The 24,362-nt window shown below is 45.1% G+C and carries 23 protein-coding genes and 8 tRNA genes; 2 read left to right on the top strand and 29 right to left on the bottom strand.

Annotation, left to right across the window (positions count from 1 at the left end; genetic code table 11):
- Positions 1-120 precede the first annotated feature (120 nt).
- From AACS00_RS12655 to cysP, 18 genes are all read right to left on the bottom strand, one after another.
- A tRNA-Arg gene (locus AACS00_RS12655) sits at positions 121-197 on the bottom strand.
- Between the two features lie 67 nt (positions 198-264).
- Positions 265-341: transfer RNA gene (locus AACS00_RS12660), tRNA-Arg, on the bottom strand.
- A gap of 33 nt (positions 342-374) precedes the next feature.
- Positions 375-451, bottom strand: a tRNA-Arg gene (locus AACS00_RS12665).
- 67 nt (positions 452-518) lie between these two features.
- Positions 519-595: transfer RNA gene (locus AACS00_RS12670), tRNA-Arg, on the bottom strand.
- A 33-nt stretch (positions 596-628) separates the two neighbouring features.
- Positions 629-705, bottom strand: a tRNA-Arg gene (locus tag AACS00_RS12675).
- 65 nt (positions 706-770) lie between these two features.
- Positions 771-863 (bottom strand) — tRNA-Ser (locus AACS00_RS12680).
- Positions 864-888: 25 nt separating this feature from the next.
- Positions 889-965: transfer RNA gene (locus AACS00_RS12685), tRNA-Arg, on the bottom strand.
- Between the two features lie 49 nt (positions 966-1,014).
- Positions 1,015-1,107: transfer RNA gene (locus AACS00_RS12690), tRNA-Ser, on the bottom strand.
- A gap of 265 nt (positions 1,108-1,372) precedes the next feature.
- On the bottom strand, positions 1,373-1,570 hold the full coding sequence (gene csrA, locus AACS00_RS12695) for a carbon storage regulator CsrA (RefSeq protein WP_072668905.1): 198 nt from the start codon (positions 1,568-1,570) through the stop codon (positions 1,373-1,375).
- Between the two features lie 90 nt (positions 1,571-1,660).
- Positions 1,661-2,848, bottom strand: coding sequence for an aspartate kinase (locus AACS00_RS12700; RefSeq protein WP_110167630.1), 1,188 nt, complete (start codon positions 2,846-2,848; stop codon positions 1,661-1,663).
- Between the two features lie 222 nt (positions 2,849-3,070).
- Positions 3,071-5,653, bottom strand: a complete 2,583-nt coding sequence (gene alaS / locus AACS00_RS12705) for an alanine--tRNA ligase (protein WP_110167631.1) — start codon at positions 5,651-5,653, stop codon at positions 3,071-3,073.
- Between the two features lie 131 nt (positions 5,654-5,784).
- On the bottom strand, positions 5,785-6,285 hold the full coding sequence (gene recX, locus AACS00_RS12710) for a recombination regulator RecX (protein ID WP_110167632.1): 501 nt from the start codon (positions 6,283-6,285) through the stop codon (positions 5,785-5,787).
- Between the two features lie 61 nt (positions 6,286-6,346).
- Positions 6,347-7,396: a recombinase RecA gene (gene recA / locus AACS00_RS12715; RefSeq protein WP_110167633.1), complete on the bottom strand. Its 1,050-nt coding sequence runs from the start codon at positions 7,394-7,396 to the stop codon at positions 6,347-6,349.
- Between the two features lie 131 nt (positions 7,397-7,527).
- Positions 7,528-8,019: a CinA family protein gene (locus tag AACS00_RS12720; protein WP_110167634.1), complete on the bottom strand. Its 492-nt coding sequence runs from the start codon at positions 8,017-8,019 to the stop codon at positions 7,528-7,530.
- A gap of 100 nt (positions 8,020-8,119) precedes the next feature.
- Entirely contained in the window at positions 8,120-9,247 is a 1,128-nt protein-coding gene (locus AACS00_RS12725) for a sulfate/molybdate ABC transporter ATP-binding protein (RefSeq protein WP_110167635.1), read from the bottom strand.
- The gene (gene cysW / locus AACS00_RS12730) at positions 9,244-10,107 is read right to left on the bottom strand and encodes a sulfate ABC transporter permease subunit CysW (RefSeq protein ID WP_072668912.1); all 864 of its coding nucleotides are present in this window, start codon (positions 10,105-10,107) and stop codon (positions 9,244-9,246) included. The genes AACS00_RS12725 and cysW overlap by 4 nt, the downstream gene beginning before the upstream one ends.
- 10 nt (positions 10,108-10,117) lie before the next feature.
- A complete protein-coding gene (gene cysT, locus AACS00_RS12735) occupies positions 10,118-10,963 on the bottom strand; it encodes a sulfate/thiosulfate ABC transporter permease CysT (protein WP_110167636.1) in 846 nt (281 codons plus the stop codon).
- Between the two features lie 63 nt (positions 10,964-11,026).
- Positions 11,027-12,028 (bottom strand): thiosulfate ABC transporter substrate-binding protein CysP, encoded by a 1,002-nt coding sequence (gene cysP, locus AACS00_RS12740; RefSeq protein ID WP_110167637.1) that lies wholly within the window; start codon positions 12,026-12,028, stop codon positions 11,027-11,029.
- A 260-nt stretch (positions 12,029-12,288) separates the two neighbouring features.
- Here cysP and cysM point away from each other — a divergent pair, with 260 nt between their 5' ends.
- Both cysM and mutS read left to right on the top strand, forming a co-directional pair.
- Positions 12,289-13,179, top strand: a complete 891-nt coding sequence (cysM, locus tag AACS00_RS12745; protein ID WP_072668915.1) for a cysteine synthase CysM — start codon at positions 12,289-12,291, stop codon at positions 13,177-13,179.
- Between the two features lie 161 nt (positions 13,180-13,340).
- Entirely contained in the window at positions 13,341-15,923 is a 2,583-nt protein-coding gene (gene mutS / locus AACS00_RS12750; RefSeq protein ID WP_110167638.1) for a DNA mismatch repair protein MutS, read from the top strand.
- 62 nt (positions 15,924-15,985) lie between these two features.
- Here the strand turns inward: mutS and rpoS are convergent, their stop codons facing one another.
- The 11 genes from rpoS to folB all read right to left on the bottom strand — a co-directional run bounded on the left by rpoS (position 15,986) and on the right by folB (position 23,963).
- Positions 15,986-16,963, bottom strand: coding sequence for an RNA polymerase sigma factor RpoS (gene rpoS, locus AACS00_RS12755; RefSeq protein WP_110167639.1), 978 nt, complete (start codon positions 16,961-16,963; stop codon positions 15,986-15,988).
- A gap of 72 nt (positions 16,964-17,035) precedes the next feature.
- Positions 17,036-18,004, bottom strand: coding sequence for a murein hydrolase activator NlpD (gene nlpD / locus AACS00_RS12760; protein WP_110167640.1), 969 nt, complete (start codon positions 18,002-18,004; stop codon positions 17,036-17,038).
- Positions 18,004-18,630 carry a protein-L-isoaspartate(D-aspartate) O-methyltransferase gene (locus AACS00_RS12765; RefSeq protein ID WP_110167641.1) on the bottom strand — a complete coding sequence of 209 codons (627 nt, stop codon included), beginning with the start codon at positions 18,628-18,630 and terminating at the stop codon, positions 18,004-18,006. The genes nlpD and AACS00_RS12765 overlap by 1 nt, the downstream gene beginning before the upstream one ends.
- Positions 18,631-18,633: 3 nt before the next feature.
- Positions 18,634-19,389, bottom strand: a complete 756-nt coding sequence (surE, locus tag AACS00_RS12770) for a 5'/3'-nucleotidase SurE (protein WP_072668919.1) — start codon at positions 19,387-19,389, stop codon at positions 18,634-18,636.
- Positions 19,382-20,428: a tRNA pseudouridine(13) synthase TruD gene (gene truD / locus AACS00_RS12775; protein WP_072668920.1), complete on the bottom strand. Its 1,047-nt coding sequence runs from the start codon at positions 20,426-20,428 to the stop codon at positions 19,382-19,384. Before truD ends, surE begins: the two co-directional genes overlap by 8 nt.
- 161 nt (positions 20,429-20,589) lie before the next feature.
- Positions 20,590-21,066 carry a 2-C-methyl-D-erythritol 2,4-cyclodiphosphate synthase gene (gene ispF / locus AACS00_RS12780; RefSeq protein ID WP_072668921.1) on the bottom strand — a complete coding sequence of 159 codons (477 nt, stop codon included), beginning with the start codon at positions 21,064-21,066 and terminating at the stop codon, positions 20,590-20,592.
- The gene (ispD, locus tag AACS00_RS12785; RefSeq protein ID WP_110167666.1) at positions 21,063-21,764 is read right to left on the bottom strand and encodes a 2-C-methyl-D-erythritol 4-phosphate cytidylyltransferase; all 702 of its coding nucleotides are present in this window, start codon (positions 21,762-21,764) and stop codon (positions 21,063-21,065) included. Before ispD ends, ispF begins: the two co-directional genes overlap by 4 nt.
- Entirely contained in the window at positions 21,764-22,045 is a 282-nt protein-coding gene (gene ftsB, locus AACS00_RS12790) for a cell division protein FtsB (protein WP_110167642.1), read from the bottom strand. Before ftsB ends, ispD begins: the two co-directional genes overlap by 1 nt.
- Before the next feature lie 251 nt (positions 22,046-22,296).
- On the bottom strand, positions 22,297-23,100 hold the full coding sequence (locus AACS00_RS12795) for an undecaprenyl-diphosphate phosphatase (RefSeq protein WP_110167643.1): 804 nt from the start codon (positions 23,098-23,100) through the stop codon (positions 22,297-22,299).
- Positions 23,101-23,109: 9 nt separating this feature from the next.
- Complete coding sequence (gene folK, locus AACS00_RS12800) at positions 23,110-23,613, bottom strand: 2-amino-4-hydroxy-6-hydroxymethyldihydropteridine diphosphokinase (RefSeq protein ID WP_110167644.1); 504 nt, start codon at positions 23,611-23,613, stop codon at positions 23,110-23,112.
- Positions 23,610-23,963: a bifunctional dihydroneopterin aldolase/7,8-dihydroneopterin epimerase gene (gene folB / locus AACS00_RS12805; protein ID WP_110167645.1), complete on the bottom strand. Its 354-nt coding sequence runs from the start codon at positions 23,961-23,963 to the stop codon at positions 23,610-23,612. Before folB ends, folK begins: the two co-directional genes overlap by 4 nt.
- Between the last annotated feature and the right edge of the window lie 399 nt (positions 23,964-24,362).

The raw sequence follows: 24,362 nt of genomic DNA on the forward strand, positions 1-24,362 counted from the left end.
CATTAATTGCAAAAAGCATTTATTGAAAACAAAGACTTGTAAATTAAAAGAACAAAAAATGTTAATGAAAAGTTAAACTAAGGGGAATAAAAAACCCCGCCTAAGCGAGGTTCTTATAAATGGCGCGCTCAGGAGGATTCGAACCTCCGACCGCCTGGTTCGTAGCCAGGTACTCTATCCAGCTGAGCTATGAGCGCGCAGATGTTTTATCTATTCATTCACACCACTAGTGAAGAAAAGAATCGGTGATCACTCACCGTAATATGGCGCGTCCTGGAGGATTCGAACCTCCGACCGCCTGGTTCGTAGCCAGGTACTCTATCCAGCTGAGCTAAGGACGCAAGGCTAATGATTGACATCACTAGTTTAAAATATGGCGCGCTCAGGAGGATTCGAACCTCCGACCGCCTGGTTCGTAGCCAGGTACTCTATCCAGCTGAGCTATGAGCGCGCAGATGTTTTATCTATTCATTCACACCACTAGTGAAGAAAAGAATCGGTGATCACTCACCGTAATATGGCGCGTCCTGGAGGATTCGAACCTCCGACCGCCTGGTTCGTAGCCAGGTACTCTATCCAGCTGAGCTAAGGACGCAAGGCTAATGATTAACATCACTAGTTTAAAATATGGCGCGCTCAGGAGGATTCGAACCTCCGACCGCCTGGTTCGTAGCCAGGTACTCTATCCAGCTGAGCTATGAGCGCGCAAGAGTGATTTTCATCACTAACTATTTCTTTTAAAACAAAAATGTTGACCTCAGGTCAACAAATGGCGATGAGGGAGGGATTCGAACCCTCGATACGGCTACAAACCGTATACTCCCTTAGCAGGGGAGCGCCTTCAGCCTCTCGGCCACCTCACCACATATTTATACTCTAAAAGAAATATGGCGCGTCCTGGAGGATTCGAACCTCCGACCGCCTGGTTCGTAGCCAGGTACTCTATCCAGCTGAGCTAAGGACGCGCTGTCACTTATTTCTACAAATTTCTTCATCTAAACAAGCGCCACAAGATGGCGATGAGGGAGGGATTCGAACCCTCGATACGGCTACAAACCGTATACTCCCTTAGCAGGGGAGCGCCTTCAGCCTCTCGGCCACCTCACCGTCTTGCGGAGGCACATATTACGATTTACCCAAAATATGTCAAACACTTTCTTGGTAAAAAAAACAAAAACCACATCAACCGTTGGCAATTTAACCAAAGCGTTGAGAATTTGCACTTTAGAAAAAGTATAGGTAAAAACAAACACCTAAATAATCTCGCACACGACTTATCACACAGACACTCAAAATGCGCTATCTCGACTGTCATGGCGGTAAATAAAAAACCAGAAAGGCTGACAATCGTCAGCCTTCCTCAGTTCAGTAATTAGTAATTGCCAGTCGTGGCGTTACCATTACCTTTTTCAGCTTGAATGCGCATGTAGATTTCTTCACGGTGCACAGACACCTCTTTCGGAGCATTCACACCAATACGAACTTGGTTACCTTTTACGCCCAGAACTGTTACGGTTACTTCATCACCGATCATCAGTGTTTCGCCAACGCGGCGAGTCAAAATTAGCATTCTTTGCTCCTTGAGTATTCTCTGTATTATCTTGCAACAACACTATTATCTACTAAAAGTTATATTTTCGTAAACTCTATACTCTCTAAATCAGCCTAAAAAGGCTTGTTTAGCCTGAAACTGCAATAAAGTATCCGAATGAATATAAGCTTCGTGCAAAATATTAGCCGCACTATCAACCTTGTCCGGCGCAAGCATTAACATTAACGAGTGTGAGGTGTGAGAAACATAATGCACATTAATACCGTTCTCGGCCAACAATGTGCAGGCATGCTCCATCAAAGCAGGGGCTTGCAAACCAACTGTCGTGAGTAAACTCACCTGCTCACTATTACGGATTTTATCGTGGAACACCAGATCCAACTTAGCATAAGCATCGCGTTTTATGACCACACCTGCCCATTCTGTCTCCTCGATCACATTCCAAAGTTCAATCGCTAGCATCTGACACTGTTTAATTAAACCAGCTAAGCTGTCATGAGGAACGGTGACTAAAGCCATATCGCGTTGTATCGCTACGCCACAGACTCTTTGTGTACCGACTTCCCCTTTAATTAAGCTGCCATGATTAACATCGAACGTTGATAACACTCGTAAAGGCACTTGATGCTTCCATGCATATTGCACGCAAGGTAAATGCAACACTTTAGCGCCTTTACGCGCCATCTCTTCCATAGATGGGAAATCTATCACGTCTAGCTTTTTGGCTGTAGGCACCACTCGTGGATCACAAGTGTACACACCATCAACATCCGTGAATATTTGACACTCATCAGCTCTCAGTGCTCCAGCGAGTGTTACTGCACTCGTATCGGAGCCTCCTCGCCCTAAAGTGGTGATATCCCCATTGTCATTAATACCTTGAAAACCTGCCACTATCACAATCTGATCTTGCTCTAATAGCTCAGTAATCGTTTGAGTATCAATGTTCTTAATCGTTGCGTCATTGTGTTGATTATCCGTCACAATCTTCGCCTGAGCTCCGGTTAGTGAGCGAGCAGCATGCCCTAACTTATTTAAGGTCATCGCCAACAGTGCCATCGACACTTGCTCACCAGCAGAGAGCAAAACATCAAGTTCTCGAGCAGTAGGAACGCTATCGATTTGTTGGGCGAGACCCAATAAACGATTAGTTTCTCCTGACATTGCCGAAACGACAACGACAACTTGATTACCATCATTCTTCGCTTTAATGATGTGTTCGGCTACGGTATACATTCTTTCGATTGAACCAACCGACGTTCCGCCGAACTTTTGCACGATAAGGGGCTTTTTCACCAGTATTCACCTTCCCAAGACCAAAGTCTCATTAGGTTCAAACAATATCATAATCAACCAGTACACTAATCAACCTATTGATTATTTGTTTGAAGAGTATAAACAACAAAACCAAGTGAGTAATTGGTTACGGTTAAAATAACGTCAATTACACCACTTGGTTAACCAGATAAAGTTACGCTCAATCAAAAAAACAGTGATTGAGCGTAAGTTATCATTATTTTATAGACGCTCAGCAATCCAAGCGTCTACTGACTCTAAAGCCAATGGCAGTGCTTGCGCGTCACTTCCCCCAGCTTGAGCCATATCAGGACGACCACCACCCTTGCCACCAACTTGCTGAGCAACGAGGTTAACCAGCTCACCGGCTTTGACTTTGGCGGTCAGATCGTTAGTTACGCCAGCAATTAAACCAACTTTGTCGTCAGCTACATTGCCAAGTAAAATAATACCACTACCCAATTGGTTTTTAAGTTCATCCACCATGCCACGTAAGGCTTTATTATCAGCGCCATGCAATTGCGCCACGAGGACTTTAACACCCGCGATTAATTTAACCTGATCGATCAAGCTAGCACTCGCTTGTGAAGCAAGTTTATCTTTCAGTTGCTGGATTTCTTTTTCCAATTGCTTAGTTTTTTGCACCGCTTCCGATAATTTCTCTTCGTACTTGTGCTGCTGAGTATCCAGTGCATCCAGTGCGGCTTCACCCGTTACGGCTTCGATACGACGGATCCCGGCCGCAATTCCTCCTTCAGAGAGAATCTTAAATAGGCCTATATCGCCAGTATGTGACGCATGAATACCACCGCATAATTCCGTCGAGAAATCACCCATCGACAAGACACGCACTTGTTCATCGTATTTCTCGCCAAACAGCGCCATCGCGCCTTTTTGCTTGGCTGACTCGATGTCCATCACATGAGTTTCAATTACATGATTTAAACGAATTTGCGCATTAACTAAACGTTCAACTTGCTTAATTTCTGCTGCGGTCATGGCTTCTAAATGAGAGAAATCGAAACGCAAATTTTCGGCTCTAACCAGTGAGCCTTTTTGCGTCACATGCTCACCGAGCACTTGACGTAAAGCGGCGTGCAATAAGTGGGTCGCTGAGTGATTGAGTGAGATCGCATTGCGACGTTTTTCATCCACCAAGGCTTCTACATGATCGCTACTTGCTAATACACCTTCTTGCATCACACCATAATGGGCAATGGCATTACCCAATTTCTGGGTATCTTCTACTTTAAACACACCCGAAGCGGTTCTCAGTAAGCCAGCATCACCACATTGACCACCGGATTCAGCATAAAACGGCGTCGTTTCCAAAACCACAATCGCTTTATCACCCGCGGATAGCGCCGAAACTTCTTGTCCATCGACAAACAAGGCAGATACCGGACTCATTTGCTGGGTCGCGCTATAACCACAAAATTCCGTTTCTCCATCAACCTTAATCAGGCTGTTGTAATCGGTGCCAAAATTGCCTGCATCGCGCGCGCGCTGACGCTGCTCTTCCATCGCAGCTTCAAAGCCTTCTTCATCAATGGTAAAACCACGCTCACGCGCGACATCATTGGTTAAATCCGCAGGGAAGCCGTAAGTATCATAGAGTTTGAATACGGTTTCACCATCTAAAACCGAACCTTTAACCGTATCCAATGCATCGTTGAGAATCGCCATACCGCGCTCTAATGTACGACCAAAGTTTTCTTCTTCGATACGCAGAACTTTTTCCACTAAGGCGTGCTGTTTCTTAAGCTCTTCGCCAGCACTGCCCATCACCTCGGCTAACGGTGCCACAAGCTTATGGAAGAAAGCCCCTTGTGCTCCTAATTTGTTACCATGACGAACTGCACGGCGAATGATGCGGCGCAGCACATAACCACGGCCTTCATTCGACGGCATCACACCATCCACAATCAAAAAGGCACAAGAGCGAATATGGTCAGCGACAACACGTAATGATTGATTAGTGAGATCTTGGTAACCAATAACGTCTGCCGCGGCTTTGATTAACGTTTGGAAAACGTCAATCTCATAGTTGGAATGAACCCCCTGAGTGATCGCCGAAATACGCTCAATACCCATTCCGGTGTCAACCGAAGGCTTAGGCAGCGGTTCCATTTTTCCGTCAGCGTGGCGATTAAACTGCATAAAGACTACGTTCCAGATTTCAATAAATCGATCGCCATCTTCTTCGGCTGAACCTGGAGGACCACCCCAAATATGCTCACCATGATCGTAGAAAATTTCCGTACAAGGACCACAAGGTCCGGTATCACCCATTTGCCAAAAGTTATCCGACTCGTAAGCTTTACCACCAGGCTTATCGCCAATACGAATAATACGATCTTGGGGAATACCAATCTTCTGATGCCAAATATCAAACGCTTCATCGTCGGTTTGATAAACGGTGACCAATAGACGCTCTTTAGGAAGCTTAACCACTTCGGTTAAAAACTCCCACGCATACTGAATGGCATCTTCTTTGAAATAATCGCCAAAACTGAAGTTGCCTAGCATTTCAAAAAAAGTGTGATGACGAGCAGTAAAGCCAACGTTTTCTAGATCGTTGTGTTTACCACCAGCACGAACGCAGCGCTGAGCTGTCGTAGCGCGAGTATAGGCGCGTTTTTCTAGGCCTAAAAAGCAGTCTTTAAATTGGTTCATCCCAGCATTGGTGAATAGCAGGGTCGGATCGTTTGCAGGCACCAATGACGAACTGTCAACGATTTGGTGTCCTTTACTTTCAAAGAATGAGAGGAACGCGCGGCGAACCTCATCGGTGCTCATAAACATGCAGCTCTTCCTGAATAACTCAAGTTAGAATTTTGCGTATTGTAAAGCATGGATAAGGCTTCGCCTAGTTTTCTTAAATAAAAGCCGCTAATGGTGATAGAAAAGAAGCGTGATAGACAGTTATATAGCGTTTAGTTCATCTCTTCTTGATCACTCAAAGCGTAGTGAATCTGTTCAAAACTGAAACCTCGAGACTGTAAAAATCGCACCCGCTTTGCCTGTTCTTTGGCTTCAAGCGCAGCTTGGGCTTTAAACTTTTTTTTTGCTAGCTGCTTGGCAAGTTGAAACCAATCGGGATCAAGCTGCTGTAACGCGGTATTGACCAGATCATCGGCAACTCGATTTTGCTGCAATAACTGACGAATTCTCCGCTCACCATGGCCTTTGTTCATGCCTTGGCGAATGGCACTCAAAGTGTAACGTAAATCATCAAGATAACCGTATTCTCGACAAGAATTCATCACAGGTTGTATCTCCTCATGATTAAACCCTTTGAGGAGTAACTTTTGCAGCAATTCATATTCACTGTGATCTCGACGAGACAATATCCGCAAAGCCGTTTCTTTAGGAGAACTAACGGCTGAAGCATTTTGATGTCGATGGGGAGAACGCGAGGATAAAGGAAAATGCATCGTTTTCGCTCCAATAAGAAAGCCCTGCACAGCAGGGCTTAAAGAGTAGTCAGGCGTTAGATTATAACTCTTCTTCCTGTTCAGGAATCACGCCAAATTCAGGCTCATCGAGCGGAACTTGTTCAGGGCTGAGTAACATCTCACGCAGTTTGCTATCGATTGCTTTACTGACTTCAGGATGCTCACGTAAGAACTTACAAGCATTGGCTTTACCTTGGCCGATTTTATCGCCATTGTAACTGTACCAAGCACCCGATTTTTCAATCAGCTTATGTTTAACCCCTAAATCGACCAACTCACCCTCACGGTTAAATCCTTGTCCATACATGATTTGAGTATTGGCTTCTTTAAACGGAGCTGCGATTTTATTTTTAACGACTTTAATGCGGGTTTCATTACCAACCACTTCTTCGCCTTCTTTAATCGCACCAGTACGGCGAATATCTAATCGAACAGAGGCATAGAACTTCAGAGCATTACCACCGGTTGTGGTTTCTGGGTTGCCAAACATGACACCAATTTTCATCCGAATTTGGTTGATGAAAATACACATACAGTTCGACTGCTTCAAGTTACCCGTCAGCTTACGCATCGCTTGAGAAAGCATACGGGCTTGTAGCCCCATGTGGCTATCACCCATTTCACCTTCGATTTCAGCTTTTGGTGTTAGCGCAGCAACAGAGTCAACAACGATGACATCGACGGCACCTGAACGCGCTAGTGCATCACAAATCTCTAATGCTTGCTCACCAGTATCAGGCTGAGAGACGAGTAAATCGTTGATTTTCACACCCAGTTTCTGAGCATAAATAGGATCAAGAGCGTGTTCAGCATCAATAAACGCACAGGTTTTACCTTCACGTTGTGCAGAAGCAATTAACTCAAGAGTTAAGGTTGTTTTACCCGAAGATTCAGGACCATAAACTTCAACAATCCGCCCCATTGGTAAACCGCCGGCACCCAATGCGATGTCAAGAGAAAGAGAACCGGTTGAAATCGTCTCTACATCCATAGTACGGTTATCACCGAGCAGCATGATAGAGCCTTTACCGAATTGCTTTTCAATTTGACCGAGCGCTGCGGCTAAGGCTTTTTGTTTATTCTCGTCCATTACTTTCTCCAGACTGTCACCTTGCGGTGAAAAGTTTCGCGATTGAGTGCGACGTTATCGTCAACTTGCTACTTATTATACTGTTGATTCATACAGTGTCCAGAGCTGTATGAAGATTTTTGCGCCTTAGTTCAAATCGTCGAAGATAAATGGTCACTGATGATTTGTAACGCATGGATGATCGCTTGCTCGCGAACGCTCACTCTATCCCCTTGAAAACAAATCGTTTCTACTCTCCGCCAATCTTGGTTACTTGCCCAAGCAAAACACACTGTGCCGACGGGCTTATCTTCCGTTGCTCCTGACGGACCAGCGATACCACTGATCGCCACTCCAATGGTCGCTTCTGAATGCAACAGGGCTCCCTGCACCATTTCTAGCACAACCGGTTCAGACACCGCGCCATATTCCAATAAGGTTTGTGAGCGTACGCCGAGCATCTCTTGTTTGGCTTGATTACTGTAAGTGACAAAAGCGCGATCGAACCAAGCCGAGCTGCCTGCTGTCTCAGTGATAGCATAGGCAACCCCACCTCCCGTACATGATTCTGCGCTAGTCATTATTTGCTGAGCCGCCAATAGCTGCTGTCCGACTTGTTGGCTAAGTGCGATAAGGTTACTCATGCTACCCCCTACTTATTTTCGATCCAATCATCCAACATCATAAAACATAATGGGTACCATTCGGTACCCATTGATTAACATCGCACAGTCATGATGACTCTTAAATTTCAAACATCAAACTGTCCGCATCGAGGAACGGCCAGCGAATAACCTGAGGAGATTGACTTTGTTCGTCAAAAAAATACCCGACCTGTGGCGTAGCAAATACTTTGTCACCACGAGCAATAGGCTGCTCATTTAAAGCGCGATGAGTCAGTTTCGCTTCCCATGGTTCAGGGCTTTGCCAACCGATAGGTGCAAGCTCGACTCGTACCTCCGCACCAACAGGATTAATCGACAAGACCTCACAAGGTAAGTACGCTTGACTGTTCTCTTTGAGAGAAATACTCAACTCATGACTACGAACGTAAAGTGTTCCAGTTTGTTGAATCGCCCTCTGCTGAGGCGGCAAAATAAAAGCCTGATCATTTTGCCAATGGGGAGCCTGCCACTGAGCAGGAAAAACATTCACATTACCAAAAAAGTCGAACACAAAACGACTGTTCGGCTCAGCGTACAGCTGAACAGGGGTATCGACTTGTTCAATACGACCATTACTCATCACCACCACACGATCAGAAAGCTCTAAGGCCTCATCTTGATCGTGCGTAACAAAAACACTGGTAAAGCCGAGTTCATCATGCAAACTGCGTAACCAGCGACGTAACTCTTTACGTACTTTGGCATCGAGTGCACCAAACGGCTCATCCAACAACAATACTTCTGGTTGAGTGGCCAATGCTCTCGCCAATGCAATACGCTGTTTTTGTCCACCCGATAACTGCTCTGGATAGCGATCCGCCAAGTGACCAAGTTGAACGATTTCAAGCAGTTGCTTGACTCGTCGAGCGATTTCAGTCGATGTTGGCCGTTGGCGACGCTCCATCACTTGTAAACCAAAGGCTACGTTATCTGCAACGGTCATGTGCCGAAACAGAGCGTAATTTTGAAACACGAATCCAACTCGACGATCACGAACATGAACATGGGTCACGTCGCGGTCACGAAAATGAATGTGTCCCGTATCCGCGTCTTCTAAACCAGCTATAATACGCAGTAAGGTAGTTTTTCCAGATCCAGAAGGGCCTAGTAAACCAATCATTTCTCCGTCATCAATATGTAAAGAGAGCGGTGATAAAGCCTGAAATGCTCCAAAGTTTTTGGAAATATTATCTAAACGAATACTCATACCGTCTCTTGCTCACTATTTGTTTTGCTTTGATTATGTTCTTGTCGCCATTCAACAATCGCTTTTAACACTAACGTCAACAAGGCGATAAATGCCAGTAATGAAGCGCTCGCGAACGCCGCTTGCGATTGATAATCTTCATATAATACTTGGACATGCAAAGGGAGTGTGTTGGTCTCACCGCGAATATTGCCAGAGACCACCGCTACCGCACCAAATTCACCAATCGCCCTAGCATTGGTTAAGATCACCCCGTAGATAAGAGCCCATTTGATATTCGGTAACGTCACTCGACGAAACAATTGCCACCACGAAGCCCCTAAAATTACCGCAGCTTCTTCATCCGAGCGGCCTTGCTGCTGCATCAGTGGGATCAGCTCTCGGGCAACAAACGGGCAAGTCACAAACACCGTGACCAATACGATCCCCGGCCAAGCAAACATCACCTGTAAATCACGGTCAAATAGCCACTGACCTAACCAGCCATTACTGCCATAGAGCAGTAAGTACAACAGACCAGCAACAACAGGTGAAACTGCAAAGGGAATATCTATGATTGTGGTCAGTACCTTACGTCCCGGAAATTCAAAACGCGTCACCGCCCAAGCGAGCAACACCCCGAAAACCAAGTTAATAGGCACCGTTAATAGAGCAACGAATAACGTCAAACTGATCGCATGACGTGTATCGGGTTCGAGTAAATGACCAATATAAGCCGATAGCCCGCTCGCAAACGCTTGCTGAAAAATACTGACTAATGGGATCACTAAAAGTAAAGTAACCCAGAATAGCGCTAATCCTATCAAGCTCCATTTCACCCAAGGCGTTTCACCGACTCGTCTCGGCTGTAATCCTTTCATCGCCTTCTCCTTAACGCCCATGAATACGGCGTAAATAAGCACCTTGCCATAGATTAATCATCAGCAGTAACAGCAAAGAAGCCACTAGCACCACAGAAGCAATCGCGCTCGCCGCAGGAAAATCAAACTCTTGTAAGCGTACAAAAATCATTAATGATGTAATTTCACTGACATAAGGCATGTTACCTGCAATGAAGATCACCGCTCCAAACTCTCCCAAACTGCGCGTAAATGAAAGCGCGACACCAATCAATAGAGCGGGCTTTAACGAGGGCATGATCACTCGCCAAAATACCGCTCGATCCGTCGCACCAAGGGTCATGCCAGCTTCTTCTTCCTCTTTGGAAATCTCTTCTAACACTGGCTGAACCGTACGAACGACAAAAGGCAAACTGGTAAATACCATCGCCAATACAATCCCTAAAGGGGTGTAAGCAACCTTGATACCGAGTTCACTAAGCACACTTCCTACCCATCCGTTGGTTGAGTACAGCGTCGCTAAGGTTATTCCTGCCACTGCCGTGGGGAGCGCAAAGGGTAAGTCGACTAACGCATCCAAGACCCGTTTGCCATAAAACTCATAACGAACCAAAACCCACGCCAATAAAAGCCCCAATAAACCGTTAAATAATGAGGCAATCAAAGCCGCTCCGACAGTGACTTTATAACTGGCGACGACTCTGGGATCGGCGATAACCTGCCAATACTCTGTCCAAGACATATTGCTGGTTTGAATGATTAAACCACTCGCTGGCAGCAATAAAATTAAACTAATAAAAAAGAGCGAGGTCCCGAGACTAACCCCAAAGCCGGGCAATACTCTTTTATGACGTGGTCGCGTGAGAGAACGGCTCATAAACCCTCTGCAAAAACTTAAGCGTAAGATAGCCACTTATCGAAATAAGTGGCGAATAATCGGTTAACGACGTTGTAATTGATCCAATTTTGCACCATTAGCAAAATGATCTTGCATGGCTTTTTCCCAACCACCTGCGATAGTCTCTACCGTTAATAGTTCGACATCAGGAAAACGATCGGCAAACTCGGCTTTCACTTTTTCATCATGAATTCGATAGCTAAAACCAGCCAGTAAGCGCTGTGCTTCTTCACTGTACAAATAAGAAAGGTATTCGTGAGCAACTTCATAAGTGCCTTTACGTTTAGCGGTACGCTCGACAACCGCTACCGGAAATTCAGCCAAAATAGAAATTTTAGGCACCACGACTTGATAATCATCCATGCCGTACTGCTGACGAATATTATTAACTTCAGATTCAAAGGTAATCAAGACGTCCCCAAGACCACGCTCAACAAACGAAGTGGTTGCCCCTCGACCTCCGGTATCAAATACCGCAACATTGGCAAGAAACTGTCTTAAAAATCGGTCTTGTTCCGCCTGATTATCAGCGCCAAATTCTTGCTGGGCAAAACCTAGTGCTGCCAAGTAAGTATAACGCGCATTACCGGAAGTTTTCGGATTTGGAAACACCGATGACACATCGTCGCGAGCTAAATCATCCCAGTTTTGAATATTTTTCGGGTTACCTTTGCGAACTAAAAATGCGGTTGTTGAATAATAAGGTGAGCTCGCATTAGGAAATTGATCTTGCCAATTGGCGTCGATGAGCTTTCCCCGATCATGCAGAACTTGCACGTCGGTAACTTGGTTGAAGGTCACCACATCCGCAGCAAGCCCTTGTAAAATAGAACGAGCTTGGGCGGAAGAGCCACCATGAGATTGGCGTATTTCTACCGTTTGCCCAGTTTTTTCTTGCCAATGCTTAGCAAATAGCGGGTTATAAGCATTGAAAAGCTCACGAGCGATATCATACGATGAGTTAAGAATGGTTTGATCGGCGGCTGAAACATTCAATGATCCAACCATAAGTAGTGTGGCTAACGCCGACTTAATAAACTTCATATTTGATACTCCACAATTCCCGTTGCCAGCATGGCTTCCTATTGCTTAGAGTATTAGGTAAATGAATTATAACAAAGCTTATTAATAGAACTTTTTGGAATAAAATCTAGCAATAAATTGTATGTCGATTAAACCGTGAGTTTTATAATAAACAGACGACCGGAGTGTGATAAAACAGCTTAGTCTGAACGACACCTCTATCACTCAGACAACCAGCGGTGTACTGTTTCATCAAATGATCAATGACTAAGGATAAGCACGTGACTGATTTTCCAACCATCGAAGCGTATGTCGGACAAACACCATTAGTTCGTTTACAAAGATTACCTCAAGGTAACTCAAGTACCGTTTTAGTCAAACTGGAAGGAAATAATCCAGCAGGTTCAGTCAAAGACCGTCCAGCGTTGAATATGATTATTCAGGCAGAAAAGCGTGGTGATATACAACCTGGAGATAGGATCATCGAAGCCACCAGTGGTAATACTGGTATCGCTTTAGCCATGGCTGCGGCTATTAAAGGCTACAAAATGACCTTAATCATGCCAGATAACGCAACCCAAGAGCGTAAAGATTCTATGCGCGCCTATGGCTGTGAATTAATTCTGGTCAGTAAAGATCAAGGGATGGAAGGAGCACGTGATTTAGCTCTGCAAATGCAAGCTCAAGGCAAAGGGAAGGTGTTGGATCAATTTAATAATCCAGATAATCCCTTAGCGCACTTTCAGTCAACCGGCCCCGAAATTTGGCAGCAAAGCCAAGGAAAAATTACTCACTTTGTCTCTAGTATGGGAACCACTGGCACCATCATGGGGACATCTCGCTATCTAAAACAACAAAACCCGCAGATCCAAATCATCGGTCTACAACCATCTGAAGGCAGCTCGATACCTGGAATTCGCCGCTGGCCAAAGGAGTATCTACCGGGGATTTTTGAACAGTCTCGGGTCGATGTGGTGATGGACATCAGCGAGCAAGACGCTATTCAAACGGCGCGCGCGTTAGCAACTCAGGAGGGGATTTGCGCAGGTGTTAGCTCCGGAGGCTCTGTATTTGCCGCCTTACAAATCGCCAAACAAAATCCAGGCTCGGTGGTTGTCGCGATCGTCTGTGATCGTGGTGATCGTTATCTCTCTTCTGGTCTATTTTCTTGAAACCAAAAGAGTATTTTTGAATGACATGATGAGCCTGTTCATCATGTCATTCACTGCCTGCCCCATCGGTTGATTGCTCATTAATAGTGAAGTTTGTTATCCTCTGCGGCTGAGTTGTTGACGCTCAGAACAAACAACTGGCTAACCGAGTAACGAATACCATGAGTACATCCAACGCTTCTTGCATCGAGTCTTCCTCATCTCATACGCCAATGATGAGGCAATATCTTAAACTCAAAGCAGAAAACCCCGATATTTTGCTGTTTTATCGTATGGGTGATTTTTATGAGCTGTTTTATGATGATGCAAAACGCGCCTCGCAATTATTAGATATCTCACTCACTAAACGTGGAGCGTCCGCTGGTGAGCCGATTCCTATGGCTGGCGTTCCTTACCATGCCGTCGAAGGCTATTTAGCTAAGCTGGTACAACTGGGAGAATCTATTGCTATTTGCGAACAAATTGGCGATCCGGCAACCAGTAAAGGCCCCGTTGAACGTAAAGTAGTACGCATTATTACCCCTGGCACCATTACTGACGAAGCCTTATTGTCTGAGCGTAGCGATAACTTGATTGCGGCGATTTACCATCAAGACGGTAAATTTGGTTATGCGACTTTGGATGTCACTTCTGGCCGCTTCCAACTTTCTGAACCAGATTCGGTAGAATCAATGTGCGCTGAACTGCAACGCACTGCACCGCGCGAATTACTCTTTCCTGAGGATTTTAGCCCAGTACAGGTTCTGGCCAATCGTAAAGGTAATCGCCGCCGCCCAATTTGGGAATTCGAACTCGACACCGCAAAACAGCAGTTGAATCAACAATTTGGTACTCGTGACTTGGTGGGTTTTGGTGTAGAAAAAGCCAAACTCGGTTTATGTGCAGCAGGCTGCTTAATTCAATACGTAAAAGATACTCAGCGCACCGCCCTACCCCATATTCGTGCTCTAACTTTTGATCGCCAAGATCAATCGGTTATTTTAGATGCAGCGACTCGTCGTAACTTAGAATTAACCCAAAATTTAGCGGGCGGACAAGAGCACACCTTAGCGGAAGTATTAGATCACTGTGCGACCGCAATGGGTAGCCGCATGCTCAAACGCTGGATTCATCAACCTACTCGCCATATCGACACCATCAATCAACGTTTGGATGGGATAACCGAGCTCAAACAAGAGGCTCTCTTTGCTGAACTTTCCCCAATACTAAAACAAATTGGCGATATTGAGCGTATCTTGGCTCGTTTAGCACTGCGCTCTGCTCGTCCACGTGATTTGGCTCGCCTGCGAAATGCGCTACAGCAGTTACCTGAACTCAACCAGCAAATGGCATCACTGAAACACCCGTATTTATGTCAACTACGTCAAGATGCCCAGCCTATTGAATCCCTTTCTCTATTGCTAGAACGTGCAATAAAAGATAACCCTCCAGTGGTGATCCGTGATGGCGGAGTGATTGCCGATGGCTATGATGCTGAACTGGACGAGTGGCGAAAATTAGCGGCTGGCGCGACCGAGTATCTTGATCAATTAGAAGCCGATGAGCGTGAACGTCACGGTATTGATAGCTTAAAGGTCGGTTACAACAATGTGCACGGCTTTTATATCCAAGTCAGCCGCGGACAAAGCCAACTTGTGCCACCGCACTATGTACGTCGCCAAACCTTAAAAAATGCTGAACGCTATATTATTCCTGAGCTCAAAGCACATGAAGACAAAGTTTTAAATTCAAAATCCAAGGCGTTAGCACTAGAAAAACAGCTTTGGGAACAATTGTTCGATCTGTTACTGCCCCATTTAGAGCGTTTGCAGGCGTTAGCTTCAGCACTCTCACAGTTAGACGTGTTACAAAATTTAGCCGAAAGAGCAGAAAGCTTGGATTATTGTCGGCCAACTTTAACCCAGAGTATTGGTTTACAGATTCAAGCCGGTCGACATCCAGTGGTTGAGCAAGTGATGAACGATCCCTTTATTGCCAACCCAATCACACTCCACCAACAGCGCAAAATGTTGATCATTACTGGTCCGAACATGGGGGGTAAATCGACTTATATGCGCCAAACCGCCTTGATCGCCCTGATGGCGCATATGGGCAGTTACGTCCCAGCGCAATCAGCGACGATCGGTTTGTTAGATCGGATTTTCACGCGGATTGGTGCTTCTGATGATCTGGCTTCAGGACGATCCACGTTTATGGTCGAAATGACCGAAACCGCGAATATTCTGCATAATGCAACGCAGCATAGTTTGGTATTGATGGATGAGATTGGCCGGGGCACCAGCACTTATGATGGGCTCTCTTTAGCATGGGCCAGTGCCGAATGGTTAGCCACTAAAATTGGGGCGATGACCCTATTTGCTACTCACTATTTTGAGTTAACTGAACTGCCCAACACTTTGCCACATTTGGCGAATGTTCATCTCGATGCGGTTGAGCATGGTGAAAACATCGCCTTCATGCACGCCGTACAAGAAGGGGCGGCCAGTAAATCTTACGGTTTAGCCGTCGCGAGCTTAGCCGGTGTACCTAAGGCTGTGATTACCAATGCCAAAAATAAACTCGCGCAGCTTGAGCAACAGCGAGAGACGACGAAGAAACCTGCAGCATCACTGGCTATAACTGATCAAATGAGCTTAATTCCTGAACCAAGTGAAGTTGAACAACTACTCGCCGATATTGATCCCGATGAGCTGACACCACGCCAAGCATTAGAAGCCTTATATCGTTTAAAAAAACATTTATAAACACCTAACTATTAAAGCAAAAAGGCACCGTAACGGTGCCTTTACTCGCTCATTAAAACCAATTAATAGTCATTATCAACATTAAACAAAGCTTCCATATTCAGCCCTTGTTTAACGAGGATCTCACGCAATCGGCGTAAACCTTCCACTTGGATCTGTCTGACTCGTTCACGAGTAAGGTTAATTTCTCGCCCAACTTCTTCCAGTGTTGATGGTTCATAACCCAGTAATCCAAAACGGCGTGCTAAGACTTCTTTTTGCTTTGGATTGAGCTCATCAAGCCAATTAAGCAAAGATAAACGAATATCGTCATCTTGAGTCGATACTTCCGGATCAGAGTGGTTAGAGTCTGGCAGAATATCCAACAATGCTTTATCGCCATCGCCACCAATCGGAGTATCAACAGAACTGATTCGCTCATTCAAACGTAGCATTTTGTTGACATCTTCAACTGGCTTGTCCAGCTCAGCAGCAATCTCTTCTGCCGTAGGTTCATGGTCTAAACGCTGTGAAAGCTCACGAGCGGTGCGCAAATAGATATTGAGTTCTTTAACAACATGAATCGGTAGACGAATGGTACGAGTTTGATTCATCAGCGCCCGTTCGATGGTTTGACGAATCCACCACGTGGCATAAGTCGAAAAACGAAAGCCTCGTTCTGGGTCAAACTTCTCAACCGCTCTGATCAAACCTAGATTGCCTTCTTCAATCAAATCGAGCAAGGCTAGACCACGGTTACTGTAACGACGAGAGATTTTCACAACCAAGCGTAGGTTACTTTCAATCATTCGCTTGCGCGCGACCTCATCACCACGTAACGCACGTCGAGCATAAAGAACTTCTTCTTCGGCGGTTAAAAGGGGTGAGAAACCAATTTCACTCAAATACATCTGTGTTGCATCTAAGCTTTTGCTCGATGCATCGTATTCTTCTTTGAGGTTAATGGCGGATAGTTGCTCAACGTCAGACTCCGCTGCGCTGATAACTTCAGGATCAAAATCAAAATCTTCGACTTTAGTGACTGAATTGCTGATACTCATAACGCCTCCCCTGGCGAGCTAGCAAGACATTACAACTTCAAATGTCGGCTACATAACTCATCACAAGCATGTTTATGGTAAGTAGCGTTGTGGATTCACTGGCTTACCTTGGTAACGAATTTCAAAATGTAAGCGAACACTGGTGGTTCCTGAGCTGCCCATGGTCGCGATTTTTTGACCGGCAGTTACATTCTGACCTTCTTGGACCAGCAGTTGATCATTATGAGCATAGGCACTTAGATAGTCATCATTGTGCTTAATAATGATCAAATTGCCGTAGCCGCGTAGCGCATTACCTGAATACACCACTGTCCCAGCCGCGGTAGAAACAATCGATTGACCTCGCTGACCTGCAATATCAATACCTTTGTTTCCTTGATCTCCTGCGGAGAAACCTTTAATTACTCTCCCTTTGGTTGGCCATAGCCACTTAGCGATTTTATCGTTATTTTGTGTCGGTTTAGTGACAGGCTGATTAGTAACATTCACTTTAGGTGTAGATTCAACATACCTGTTTGTTTTCGGTTGTTCAATAGGTGGCGTAGGTGCTTTCCTATCAGTTGTAGGCGTTTTCTTACCGTTTTGAGAGATCGATACAGGATTAGAGTCTTTGCTCTTCACAGACACCGACGGAGTCACGACAACGGGCGTAGGCGCAACGACAGGAGTCGATGCTGAAGCAACGCTCCCTACCGAGCTAACATTAGCTCTAGGTCGAGGACCAGCGCCCGTTCCAGCATAAGCAGGAGGCGTATAAACCGGCCCCCATAAACGCAACTTTTGCCCAGGATGAATCACATAAGGCGCTTGCAGGCGATTAAAACGGATAATATCGTTAACATCTTTATCAGTGATGTAAGAGATAAAATATAAAGTATCGCCTTTTTTTACCTCATAATAACTGCCTCGATAGCTGCCACGAGGTATTGAATTATAGTCTTTGTTCAGCTCCGAAACTGGCGCAGGAGTGTTAACCGCACAACCAAATAGTAAGCAGCACAAACCAATCAACCATCCATTTCGACACTGTAGCTTTTTCATTAAGCTAATTCACCTGCTACTAAAGGTACGAAACGTACCGTTTCTACGCTTTGAGTTATCCATTCATCACCTTGACGACAAATACACAGTAGTTGCTGCTCTTCTTCCCCTACAGGAATAACTAAACGCCCACCATCGGTTAGTTGATTAAGTAAAGCCTGAGGCACCACAGGTGCGGCCGCAGTAACGATAATCGCATCAAACGGTGCTTTAGCCGTCCACCCTTGCCAGCCATCACCGTGTTTAGTTGAGACATTATAAATATCCAATTGTTTCAAACGGCGTTTCGCTTCCCATTGTAAAAATTTAATACGCTCAATTGAAAATACGTGATCAACCAGTTGAGCGAGTACCGCCGTTTGATATCCCGACCCCGTCCCCACTTCTAAAACTCGGCTATGTGGCTTTAAAGACAATAGCTGAGTCATTTTGGCCACAATATAAGGTTGGGAAATCGTCTGTCCAAGACCAATAGGTAACGCGTTGTTATCGTAAGCTTGGTGCATCATCGCTTGCGATACAAAGCGCTCTCTTGGCAATCCATGAATGGCTGAAAGTACCGCTTGATCATCAATACCTTGCTGCACTAAATATTCAATCAGTTTGTCCGCTTTAGGGTTACTCATTTTTTATACCTTTAACCACGTCGCCATCGCTCCTAGCGACTCGTGTGCAGTTAAATCAACCAGTATCGGCGTGACTGACACATACTTTTGCTCAATAGCAAAAAAGTCGGTGCCTTCACCCGCGTCTTGCTCTCTTCCCGGAGGCCCCAACCAGTAGATATCATGCCCTCGTGGATCTTTTTGTTTGATCATGTTCTCAGCATGATGACGAGCGCCAAGTCGGGTGACTTGAGTCCCTGTTAGCTGCTCGAAAGGCACGTCTGGAATATTAATATTAATCAATCGATTGGTTGGAATTGGAGAAGATAAGTGCTGCAAAACGATTTGACGAGCAATCTTACCCGCCGTTGCAAAATGGGTTTTACCAACCAAAGAGAAAGCGATAGATTGCACACCAAGAAAATGCCCTTCCATAGCCGCAGCAACCGTACCAGAATAAAGCACATCATCGCCTAAGTTAGCACCATGATTGATGCCACTTAATACCAGATCCGGCAAATCATGTTTGAGTAATTCATTAAGAGCAAAATGAACGCAATCGGTGGGTGTACCCTGTACGGAATAGGTATTCGGCTCAATTTTAGTGACTCGCAATGGCTGCTCTAACGTCAAAGAATTTGAGGCACCTGAACGATTTCTATCCGGAGCAACAATGATAATCTCAGCCAAATCGGCTAATGCATAGGCCAGCGCTCGAATACCCTCGGCATAAACACCATCATCATTACTCAATAAAATTTTTAATTTTTTATTAGTCATAAACTCGTTCAACTGGAATTTCTTCAATTAACTCACGGACGATAGAGGTCGCAAAACTGCCCGCATCCAAAGTAAAGCTAAGCACTATATTATTATTGTCGACTTGCCACTGAAGCTGCTGAGGATGTAAAGCAATCACTCGCCTGTCGTGACGCATCCGGTTGCCGCGGATCAGTTTCATTAGATCGGGTTCGGCATCGAGCGCTTGTTGCTCCAAGGCTTGCGCAGCACTTTGAGTCGGCAGAGCATTATCTCCTGCCAATGCCGCAGTAATTTGGACTTTCTGATCGGCTAACTGTTGATTAAACTCCATCAGTTGCTCACCACTAACCAGTTCTGATGCTCCGTTTTTTAAGGCGATATCCCCCTCAATAAAAGACTCAAAACACCCTGACTGAATGCGAGCAGAAACAATATGATTAAAAATCCACGAACGGGCAGCAGATAAATACAAACTGCGCTGATTTTGATTACGAGAGCGCACATTGTCACGTCCCCAGCGACGGGCTTCATGAAGGTTATTACCATCTTTACCAAAGCGCTGTTGACCAAAATAGTTAGGGACTCCCTGCTCAGCAAGCACCTGCAAACGCTGCACAACATTATCGATATCGGTCACTTCGCTCAGGGTCAGTTCAAAGTGATTGCCCTGCAAATCACCGGGACGTAACTTTTTATGATGGCGAGTCATCGCCAATACTTGAATACTTGGGTATTGCTTTTCAAATGCGGCCAAATTCGGCAATTTGCCATCAGGAAGATAGACACTGAGCCACTGTTCCGTCACAGCATGACGATCTTTAAGCCCGGCCCAGCCGACATCTTTGGATTTTACACCACACGCCTTAGCCAGCTCGTTCGCGACAAAACTGGTATTTTCTCCGGTTTTTCTAATGCACACCATGACATGCTCACCTTCACCAGAGAAGGTATAGCCCAAATCTTCGATGACCTTAAAATGCTCTGGTCGCGCTTTAATTTTTGCTTTCGCCGTCGGCTGACCACATAAATACGCCAGCGAAGAGAGAAGATCAGTCATTTTTTATTCCAATATCTGCCTACTCACACTCGTTAACGAAAATTTGAGTTTATGGTAAGCAGTGAATGTATCCCATCGCTATCGTTCGATAACAATCGAGGAGTAAGATAAACGGACGGCGTACCGCTCCACATACCATCATGCAAAGCGTTCACCAAGTACTAAGCTTTGATTAATAATACCACGGCCTCACAAGCGATCCCTTCTTTACGGCCAGTAAAGCCGAGCTGTTCGGTGGTGGTTGCTTTGACATTAATGTTACTGATTGCTGTTTGTAAGTCCTCAGCAATCACTTGGCACATCGACTCAATATAAGGAGCCATCTTCGGTGCTTGAGCAATCAGGGTAATATCGGCATTACCCAACTGATACCCTTGTTTAAGAACGCGTTGATACACATCGCGCAGTAAGGCTCGACTATCAGCACCTTTCCATTGTTCATCCGTATCGGGAAAATGGCGGCCAATATCACCGGCGGCAATCGCGCCTAACAGTGCATCACACAAAGCATGCAGCGCCACATCACCATCAGAGTGAGCTATCAGGCCCTGCTCATAAGGGATAGAAACACCACCAATTATCACTGGGCCTTCACCGCCAAATTTATGCACATCAAAACCGTGACCAATACGTATCATGCTGTTTCCTTTTTCTGACTGACATAGAACTCAGCCAATGCCAGATCTTCTGGCTGAGTAATTTTAATATTATCCGCTCGACCGCTGACCAAAGCGGGATACACACCTTGCCATTCGAAAGCAGAAGCTTCATCGGTAATGATGGCATGCTGTGCTAAGGCTTGTTGCAGAGCTTGTAACAAGGGTTGGCAACGAAACATCTGCGGCGTGAGTGCATGCCATAACGCTTGACGTTCAACAGTCTGCACAATATTTCCATCACCATCGCCACGCTTCATCGTATCGCGAACTGGGCTAGCGAGTATCGCTCCCACTGGGTGAGATAACGCGCGCTGAATTAACTGGCTAATATCACGCTCAGTGACGCAGGGTCTGGCCGCATCATGCACCATTACCCATTCCCCTAATTGCTGTTCATCCACCAAACGCAGCGCATTCATCACCGAATCTGCGCGCTCTTTTCCGCCATTCACCACCTTCACTCGGGGATGACTTGCTAATGATAAGGAAGAAAAGTAAGGGTCTTGCTGACTGATAGCAATGACAACCTGTCCTATCTGTGGGTGAGCCAATAACTGCTCAACCGTATGCTCTAATACCGTTTTTCCATTAAGCAGGAGATATTGCTTAGGACGATCAGCTTGCATTCGACTGCCAACCCCAGCAGCAGGGACAATTGCGGTAATTAATGGGACGATCAAGGCGTTACCTCACCGATAATCCGATAGAAGGTTTCATTGTCTTTGACCATTCCTAACTCATGACGGGCACGCTCCTCAATGGCATCGAGCCCCTGCCGTAAATCATCGATTTCAGCAAACATCTCTTGGTTTCGTTGATACAAATTACTGTTTACTTGCTCTTGCACCTTAATTTCACTCGAGACCGTTCGAAAGTCTACAATGCCATTCTTACTTAGCCATAAATGGTATTGCAGCCAGCCAAATAGCAAACATAAGGCTATTGCCAATACTCGCATCTTTTTCACCTTACTGATGGGAGCGGTACATCGTGCAGATGTACCGTCTACATTGACGATTTACTTGCGAGCTTACTTATATCATAAGAGCCAAAATCAGGCGAGTAAGCTCACCGCTTAAGTGGTTGCTACTCAACACCTATCCCAAATGATTGAAACAACGCAACACAAACATCCTGATGATATTGACTGAATCTAACTAACCCGAGATAACCTCAAAGGCGAGCGGGTCGGCTCTCATGACAAAAATATTAATTCATCGATAAAAACAGAAGTAATCCGCAACCTAAAATTAAACGATAAATGACAAAAGGAGTCATACCCATTCGAGAAATAAGTTTTAGGAAAAAGAAAATGCACAAATAAGCACTAATAAACGAAGTGATCACGCCAGTAATTAAGAAATTCATCTGAATCGGTTCACCGCTCGTGATTAACTTAAGACCTAAATATCCACCAGCTAAGGTAATAATTGGAATCGACATTAAAAATGAAAATCGCGCCGCAGCCTCGCGGGTAAAACCTAAATACAGTGCAGCCGTAATGGTTGCTCCTGAGCGAGAGGTACCCGGAATGATCGCTAGCGCCTGTGCAAGACCAACAAAAAGAGCCTGCTTCCATCCTGCTTGATATTCATCTTGAGCAAGGCGAGCATGTCTATCCACATACCAAAGCAACAAGCCAAAAATGATCGTCGTTATGGCAATGACCCACGCACTACGCAGATACAGTTCGACAATATCTTTCATTAATAAACCAAAGATACACGCAGGAATGGTCGCAAGAACAATCAACCAAGCCAGTTTCGCTTCTTTAGTGCGATCGCCTTTGAAAATAGACGCAAAAAATGCGCGTAATAAGCTCACCACTTCATGGCGAAAATAAATAATCACCGCAGCTAAGGTGCCAACATGTACTGCGACATCAAAAGCTAAGCCTTGATCTTCCCAACCTAAAATCGCCGACGGCAAAATGAGATGAGCCGAGCTAGAAATAGGTAAAAATTCAGTTAAGCCTTGGATCAACGCCAATATAAACGCTTCAAAATAAGTCATGATTATTCTCTAATTAACGGATTCACGGATGGAAAACCACAAAGGAATGGGGGTTAAAGAATCGAGTTCTGGCGTTGCTTGCCACACCTCTTCAACCGTTTTCTCGCTGCCAGGGATCAGCAGTTGAGGCGACAAGTCGTACAAAGGTTGGATAACAAACGGATAATGATAAATATCACGTCTTGGTAAGACGGGAGCTTCCGTAGAGACTTGGTTACCATAGAGTAGTAAATCTAAGTCTAAGGTACGGTCTTGGAATTTCTTTGCGTTACTTTCTCTTCCCCAACGCTGTTCTATATGCCGTAATTTCTCTAGCAAGGCCGGTAAAGACAATGTGGTGCTAAGTTCAGCAACAAGATTATAAAAAGGATGGCTATCAAAGCCGACAGACGGGCATTCATAAACCGACGATAAACGCAGTTGATCAGTTAATGTCGCTAAGTCACGACATCCTGCTTCAATATGTTGATGGCGTTGAACATTTGAACCAATACCAACATAGCAAGTTATCATGCCTGTCCTCGTTCAATTACCACACCAACTCCTCTCGCTTGTGCCACTGCTCCCGGTTTTGTTAAGCGAATCTTCACCCAAGGCACAGAAAAACGCTGCATAATCAACTCAGCCACTTCTTCAGCAACTCGCTCTACCAATAAAAAACGTCCCTGCTCAATATGCTCTATCACCGCTTGACTGACTTGCGCATAATCTAATGCATCAGCCACATCATCACTTTTTCCAGCGGGTTGATTGTTATGCGCCATCTCCAAATCAAACACTAATTTTTGCTTAATGGTCTGCTCCCAGTCATAAACACCAATGGTTGTCACCACGGTTAACTGCTCGATAAAAACTTTATCCATGGCGATATTGCCTCCTTTTTGCTGGTCGGATATCCAAATTGAGTAAAAAAACGGACTATTTTTGCTTATCACGATATCATATACCCAAATCACCTATTGATGCGAAACTCCGAATAGTTTTTTTGTTTCTCAACACAATTGATCGATCTCTTTTATGCTATTTAACAATCGCTTGGAATTACCGTCGACGTTCTTTATCCATTGTCAAAGAGCAGTCAAGTTACGCTGTTTTATAAGCATGGCAATGTAATTAAATCGAGCGATACGATGCTTATCCGGTGTATATCACGTTAAAAATAAAGAAATCCTGAGACTATATACCCAAACGACTTGGAGTAGCCGGTAGAGGGTAAGTGCATAATCCCCAATGAGCGTTGACCAACGATGTGATTGGACGAA

The sequence above is a fragment of the Vibrio sp. 11986-1-5 genome (genome assembly GCF_963878025.1).
Classification (GTDB): Bacteria; Pseudomonadota; Gammaproteobacteria; order Enterobacterales; family Vibrionaceae; genus Vibrio; species Vibrio injensis.

Excerpts from the sequence above, each read along its gene's own strand:
- csrA (WP_072668905.1), bottom strand. The coding sequence starts at position 1,570 with ATGCTAATTTTGACTCGCCGCGTTGGCGAAACACTGATGATCGGTGAT.
- alaS (WP_110167631.1), bottom strand. The coding sequence starts at position 5,653 with ATGTTTATGAGCACCGATGAGGTTCGCCGCGCGTTCCTCTCATTCTTT.
- recX (WP_110167632.1), bottom strand. The coding sequence starts at position 6,285 with ATGCATTTTCCTTTATCCTCGCGTTCTCCCCATCGACATCAAAATGCT.
- recA (WP_110167633.1), bottom strand. The coding sequence starts at position 7,396 with ATGGACGAGAATAAACAAAAAGCCTTAGCCGCAGCGCTCGGTCAAATT.
- AACS00_RS12720 (WP_110167634.1), bottom strand. The coding sequence starts at position 8,019 with ATGAGTAACCTTATCGCACTTAGCCAACAAGTCGGACAGCAGCTATTG.
- AACS00_RS12725 (WP_110167635.1), bottom strand. The coding sequence starts at position 9,247 with ATGAGTATTCGTTTAGATAATATTTCCAAAAACTTTGGAGCATTTCAG.
- cysW (WP_072668912.1), bottom strand. The coding sequence starts at position 10,107 with ATGAAAGGATTACAGCCGAGACGAGTCGGTGAAACGCCTTGGGTGAAA.
- cysT (WP_110167636.1), bottom strand. The coding sequence starts at position 10,963 with ATGAGCCGTTCTCTCACGCGACCACGTCATAAAAGAGTATTGCCCGGC.
- cysP (WP_110167637.1), bottom strand. The coding sequence starts at position 12,028 with ATGAAGTTTATTAAGTCGGCGTTAGCCACACTACTTATGGTTGGATCA.
- mutS (WP_110167638.1), top strand. The coding sequence starts at position 13,341 with ATGAGTACATCCAACGCTTCTTGCATCGAGTCTTCCTCATCTCATACG.
- rpoS (WP_110167639.1), bottom strand. The coding sequence starts at position 16,963 with ATGAGTATCAGCAATTCAGTCACTAAAGTCGAAGATTTTGATTTTGAT.
- nlpD (WP_110167640.1), bottom strand. The coding sequence starts at position 18,004 with ATGAAAAAGCTACAGTGTCGAAATGGATGGTTGATTGGTTTGTGCTGC.
- AACS00_RS12765 (WP_110167641.1), bottom strand. The coding sequence starts at position 18,630 with ATGAGTAACCCTAAAGCGGACAAACTGATTGAATATTTAGTGCAGCAA.
- surE (WP_072668919.1), bottom strand. The coding sequence starts at position 19,389 with ATGACTAATAAAAAATTAAAAATTTTATTGAGTAATGATGATGGTGTT.
- truD (WP_072668920.1), bottom strand. The coding sequence starts at position 20,428 with ATGACTGATCTTCTCTCTTCGCTGGCGTATTTATGTGGTCAGCCGACG.
- ispF (WP_072668921.1), bottom strand. The coding sequence starts at position 21,066 with ATGATACGTATTGGTCACGGTTTTGATGTGCATAAATTTGGCGGTGAA.
- ftsB (WP_110167642.1), bottom strand. The coding sequence starts at position 22,045 with ATGCGAGTATTGGCAATAGCCTTATGTTTGCTATTTGGCTGGCTGCAA.
- AACS00_RS12795 (WP_110167643.1), bottom strand. The coding sequence starts at position 23,100 with ATGACTTATTTTGAAGCGTTTATATTGGCGTTGATCCAAGGCTTAACT.
- folK (WP_110167644.1), bottom strand. The coding sequence starts at position 23,613 with ATGATAACTTGCTATGTTGGTATTGGTTCAAATGTTCAACGCCATCAA.
- folB (WP_110167645.1), bottom strand. The coding sequence starts at position 23,963 with ATGGATAAAGTTTTTATCGAGCAGTTAACCGTGGTGACAACCATTGGT.